We start from the raw sequence: 4,191 nt of genomic DNA, 5'->3' as shown, positions 1-4,191 counted from the left end.
CACACGCGACAGCAGACCTTCAGCGGGAAACGACACCGGCCTTCAGCAGAAGAACGACACCCCGCAACCCGCCCACCAGCAAAAACACCTACTGAAAGCCCTGTCGCCAACCACTGAAAATCACACGTCGCGCATCATCTGGGACCAGGGTCTTTCCGTGAACGCGGCCTCTCCGGGTTCGTCATCCGGTGAGACCGAGGGCTGACAGGGGCCGAGGGGCCGACAGTGGTCGCGAGCGGTGTGGTGGAGGGCGGCGGCGATGTTGGTGCGGCCGTCCTGCCGGTGGACGCCCGATGGCGAGGTTGCGCAGGCCGGCCATGATCCGAGGTAGGTGCGTGGTGCGGAATTTGGAGTCGTCCTCGCGGAACGTCCGGTCCCGGACGTGGTGCAGAAGGTTCTCGATGCCCCAGTGCCCTCTGATCCACGACGCGAGTTGTGCGCCGGTGGCTTCGCCCGGTCCCAGGCTGGTGATCAGGTAGACGCGCTCGATGGTGAGTTTCCCGGAGACGAGGTCGCGTGTCGGCGGCATCATGCGCGTCAGCGCAATCACCCGAGCCCGCACGCGTTCCCGGGCTCCGCCACGGCGGTCACCTTCCAGCCCGGCCAGTCCGTGCTCGGCATAGCGGGCCTTCCAGCGGTCCACGGTCGGCAGTGACACTCCGAGCAGCCCGGCAATGTCCTTGCGTCGACGCCCCTCGCTCGACCACAGGACGATCCGGCCCCGCGTCGCTATATCCGCAGGCACGTTCCGGCTGTTCACCAACTCACGCAACTCGGCGGTCTGTTCCAAAGAGAGCTCCATGCCAATAGAACGAGACACGCGAGATCAAGTAACGCTGACGGAATCACGAGACACTAGGTTTGGTGACGTCGATGGGCACAGGCTCCCCCTGGGGCACGGCGGCCTGCCCCGCTGGCGGGTAGCGGGGTTGGCGGGTTCGTGGGCGGAAAAGCGTTCATCATAGGGGGCGAGCCCCTTGTGAAAATACCTGCCCACGCCGCGGGGTGGATTCGTTCTTCGGAAAACCGGCGAGATCTCTTCGGGTGTGTATTCGTGCTGGTAGGGCGCACGCGAATGCGCCGGTCCCGTGATCAGCGGTCAAATATGCCGGGGGGATTTCCGCTGCCGGGGCGGGGCACGACACTGCGGTAGAGCGATTCGAACGCGGCCGGTTCCATACCCATCGCCTCGGCCGCCCGGTCCGCTTCCAGGCCCACGCAGTGCCGCAGCAGGAAGGCGTCGGCTGCCGGCCGCGGGAGTTTGTCGAGCGGGGAGGGGGGCCTGGCCGGGCTGGCGTGGACAGCACGGGAGAGCAGTGTCCAGGCGCCGCCCGCCGGCGAGGGACACCGCAGCAGGCCTGCCCAGCCCAGCTCGATCTGCTTCCACACCGCCTCGACGACGTCCCCCGCGTCATCGTCTCCGAGGCGGACGGCCGCGTACTGGCGGTAGGCGGAATCGAATCGGGCCTTGAACGCCGTGCGGGCTGTCTGCTCGGCGGCCCGGACATCCTTGCGCCCCGTTCGAGCGGCTGCCCCGGTCCCGCATGCCTCCGGGGCCGGGGAAGCATGGGGAACGCGGCCGGAAAATGCCGTGATCATGGAAAGTCCTTGCTCGGGTGCCAAGGGATGGTCCGGCTGGCGGACCGTGGACTTGGCCGGATCTGATGCCGCTGGATGGGTGCAGGTACAGGCTGGCACTCGGGCCCGGAACGAGTCGGGGCCGAAGGGGCTACGGAAGAAAAGGGCCGGGGCCGCTGGCAGCGGCCCCGGCCCGGCACTTCAGCCCGACACGCCCCACAAGACGAGGCGGCGGCCGGGGCATCAGCGGCGCAGCGCCACCCTGAACAGCAGGGCCGTCCGGTCGTTGAGGACCAGCGGGGTGGCTGCCAGTACCGCGGACTCGTCCAGCTGCCCGGTCACCACCCCGACGACAAGCAGCGTCGTCAGCAGCGACGACCAACGCACCACACCGGAAAAGAAGGCGCGGAAATGTGTTTCGAGCGGGGGCGGGACCGGAATGCTAAATCGGGGGATCACCGGCCGCAAGGGCCTACTTGCACGTTCGATCATGTCGTTCCTTTGACGGGGTACGCGATGGTCGAACCCCCGCGGGACTTCGGGGCATGCCCGCCCCGGAGTCCCGCACACCGGGGGATCAGGCTCAGCGAAACACGCCTCCCCCGGCCGTCCTAGCTCTTTCATCAGACGGCATCGCCGCACCGTATATCGCGCCCGGACGCGCCCGGAGCTGTCGGCGACGACAAGACAGAACAGGTTTCTAGCGATTCCGCTCACGCTGGCACATCAACCAGACCGAGCTGGGCGGAAAACGACTGTCACGGCCGGGAATCCGTGCGGATCACCCGAACAGACGTCACACTCAAGGGTGAACCAATTTCCCTAAAATCACGTCGCGCCCCAGATTTCCGTACCCCCCGCAACCCGCGCCCCACGGCATGGCACTGTTACCCCGCCGGAACTCCATCCGCCAAAGGCATTGGCTGGGCACTCGCTCGGGAAGGAGGCTCGGTCACGGCAGGAACCGACATCCTTCGGGTACCCCGGATGCCAGCCCCGGTCCCTGAGGCCCTTGAGCTGGCCGGCGGTCTTCTTGATCTGCTTGCGGATCGGGGCGAGGGCCTCGACGAGCGGCCGCGACATCATCTGGCCCGGCGGGCCTTGACCCCGAATCCTGAACACGGTTTATGCGGCTGATGCCAGCGTAGTTGGTGGTGCTTCGAGTGCGGCTTCGTCGGTGATGGGGCTGCGGTGTCCGAGGCGGGAGTGTCGGCGTCGGGTGTTGTATCGGGTCAGCCATCGGAAGGCGTCGAGTCTGGCCTCACGCTCGCTCGACCAGGCCTTCCGGCCTTTGAGCGTCTCTCTCTTGAAGGCGGCGTTGAAGCTTTCCGCGGCGGCGTTGTCCGCACTGGATCCGATCGCGCCCATGCTCTGCCGGACCCCTGCTTACCTGCAGATTTCAGCGAAAGATCTACTCGTATATTGACCGGATTCAATCAGTCGTTGCAACACCAGCCTGTTGAAGCAATTTTAGCTGCTCGTTGAATGCCTCGGCAGGTGTCTTCCAACCGAGAGTCTTGCGGGGTCTGCTGTTGAGGGTGTGAGCGACGGCCTCGACTTCCTCAGCGGACCATCTCGAGAGATCGGTTCCTTTCGGGAAGTACTGGCGCAAGAGCCCGTTGGTATTCTCGTTCGTGCCGCGCTGCCACGGACTATGCGGATCAGCGAAGAACACGGGAATGCCGGTCTCGACTCTGAATTGCGCTTGGGCCGACATCTCCTTGCCGCGATCCCAGGTCAGCGATCGTGTCAGCTGTTCGGGCAGCGTCGACATCATATGGGCGAGTGCGGTCTTCGTCGTCATCGCCCCATAACCGGCCAGTGCGGGGCCGTTCTTAACCGATTGCCTGTGCCGGTAACCTTCCTCGCGCGGGAGGTGCACCAGCATCGTGAATCGAGTCGACCGCTCGACGACAGTGCCGATCGCGGACCGCTCCAGCCCGATGATCAGATCGCCTTCCCAGTGGCCAGGAACGGCACGGTCCTCGACTTCGGCAGGCCGTTCACTGATCAACGCTTCGGGCGTCACATGTGCCCAGGTCTTGCGACGCGAACGAGCACGCGGGGCGCGTAGCGCGCGGCCCGTGCGAAGGCACAGGATCAGCTCCCGCTTCAGTGCCCCGCGGCCCTGAATGTAGAGAGCCTGGTAGATCGCCTCGTGGCTGATACGCATGGACTCATCATCCGGGAAATCAAGCTTGATCCGGTTCGCGATCTGCTCCGGACTCCACGCCTGAACCCACGCGCGATCCTTGCGATGCGGCTTGTTCCGCCCCGTCCACGCGCCTGTCGCCGTCCTGCGATCGCCGTGCCGCCAGGCGTGCGGATCCCTCCGGACAGTCGCTCCTGGACGTACGCATGGAGCCGCGGATCGGCGGCCAGCTTCGATGTCTTCGGGCGGCGTGCGGGCATGTCCGATTTCCATTGCGCGACCGATGCCCGGTAGTCGAGCTTCCCGCTTCTCGTGGCTGTGTTGCGCCGCAACTCACGGGAAATCGTCGCCGGATCACGGCGGACTTGCCGGGCGATTTCACGGATGCCCTTGCCTCGGGCGTTGAGGAGCGCGATCTCCTCCCGCTCAGAGAACGACAGATACCACAGATACCTGCCCGA

Annotated in this window: 4 protein-coding genes and 2 pseudogenes; 1 reads left to right on the top strand and 5 read right to left on the bottom strand. The window is 65.7% G+C overall.

The features are described from left to right. On the top strand, window positions 1–205 hold a 205-nt coding region (locus AB4039_RS41610), incomplete at its 5' end, for a hypothetical protein (RefSeq protein WP_442273235.1). On the opposite strand, the gene AB4039_RS41605 is transcribed toward AB4039_RS41610, so the two are convergent. The 5 genes and pseudogenes from AB4039_RS41605 to AB4039_RS41585 all read right to left on the bottom strand — a co-directional run. Next, window positions 182–790: a helix-turn-helix domain-containing protein gene (locus tag AB4039_RS41605; RefSeq protein WP_442273234.1), complete on the bottom strand. Its 609-nt coding sequence runs from the start codon at window positions 788–790 to the stop codon at window positions 182–184. The two genes, AB4039_RS41610 and AB4039_RS41605, sit on opposite strands and share 24 nt — an antisense overlap. Window positions 791–1,092: 302 nt before the next feature. Next, on the bottom strand, window positions 1,093–1,599 hold the full coding sequence (locus tag AB4039_RS41600) for a hypothetical protein (RefSeq protein ID WP_442273233.1): 507 nt from the start codon (window positions 1,597–1,599) through the stop codon (window positions 1,093–1,095). A gap of 222 nt (window positions 1,600–1,821) precedes the next feature. Next, a complete protein-coding gene (locus AB4039_RS41595) occupies window positions 1,822–1,968 on the bottom strand; it encodes a hypothetical protein (protein ID WP_442273232.1) in 147 nt (48 codons plus the stop codon). 735 nt (window positions 1,969–2,703) lie between these two features. Continuing rightward, a pseudogene (locus tag AB4039_RS41590) lies at window positions 2,704–3,003 on the bottom strand (integrase core domain-containing protein); the annotation flags it as partial. Window positions 3,004–3,010: 7 nt separating this feature from the next. Continuing rightward, window positions 3,011–4,191: pseudogene (locus AB4039_RS41585) on the bottom strand (IS30 family transposase); the annotation flags it as partial.

This window comes from Streptomyces sp. M-16 (assembly GCF_052114405.1).
Taxonomy (GTDB): Bacteria; Actinomycetota; Actinomycetes; order Streptomycetales; family Streptomycetaceae; genus Streptomyces.
The sequence above is the reverse complement of the archived record's forward strand: the minus strand, read 5'-3'. Positions and strand labels throughout refer to the sequence as shown.

What these genes read in the sequence shown, in the direction of transcription:
- AB4039_RS41600 (WP_442273233.1), bottom strand. Translation starts at nt 1,599, where the DNA reads ATGATCACGGCATTTTCCGGCCGCGTTCCCCATGCTTCCCCGGCCCCG.